The sequence below is a fragment of the Shewanella sp. 10N.286.45.A1 genome, from assembly GCF_041470405.1.
Lineage (GTDB): Bacteria > Pseudomonadota > Gammaproteobacteria > Enterobacterales > Shewanellaceae > Shewanella.
The window spans coordinates 1-944 of record NZ_JBFRMK010000215.1; the positions used below are offsets into that span (position 1 = coordinate 1).

Consider the following 944-nt stretch of genomic DNA (forward strand, 5'->3'; position numbering starts at 1 on the left):
CATGCCTGTCTATGTATTTCTCCCGTTGCACTATTTGCTTATGTTGGTGTTGAAGTAATCGCTGGCGACACAATTGGCTTGTATGGTGCTAGCCTGGGGGTTAATAACTTTGCTTCATTAACCTCGTATACTATGGTGTTTATGGTGCTGGGTTACATTATTGGTGTCACCTGTATTCCTCGATTTATTACTCAAGAAAAAGCACTGTTAGGTTCGGCTATAGCGGGTATTTTATGTGTCATTGGTGCAACCACTGCATCTGCTGATAGCACATTTATAGCAGACATTTTATGGGGCTGGAGTGGTATTCCTGTTATTCCAAATACGGTCACATTCGTGGCGATGATGGGGCTTGCACATGCATTGGTTTGGCCATCAATCTGGCCTCTAGCGCTTGAAGGTCTTGGTAAATATACCGCGCAAGGTTCTGCACTGTTAATTATGGGGATCTCCGGTGGCGCTATCTTACCGCTAGTTTTTGGTAAGGTTGCTCATTTTGCTGACAATACACAGCTAGCTTACTGGGTGTGTCTGCCTTGTTACCTATTCATTCTATTCTATGCGCTTAAAGGCCATAAGATGCGTAGCTGGTAGCTGGTAGCTGGTAGCTGTTACAGCTAGTTAACAGTTCATCGCAGCAATATCTATTTAAGGGAGCCATAGGCTCCCTTTTTTATTTGTCGCTAGGCTAGAGCAATAGAATTCCTGTAGAAGGCCCATGACAGTTCTCTTTTTTACACAGAGGAGGGCATCTACCACTGAACCAGTTTTGGACAGAAATGCCTTAGCACAAAGAGTTTAAAGGTCAGTATAAGGGTTCAGAAAATTCAGCTGTATTGAGCTTTTGCAAGTCGCCGTGAATATATCCCTATAGGCTCTGCTAAATCATCCATGATTTAGAAGCTTGCACAGCTCAAATCAGATGAATAACGAGTAAGCCCACT

General features: G+C 43.4%; 1 pseudogene. It reads left to right on the top strand.

The window, feature by feature from the left end:
- Positions 1 to 594 (top strand): annotated as a pseudogene (locus AB4238_RS15815) (glucose/galactose MFS transporter); the annotation flags it as partial.
- Positions 595 to 944: the final 350 nt, after the last annotated feature.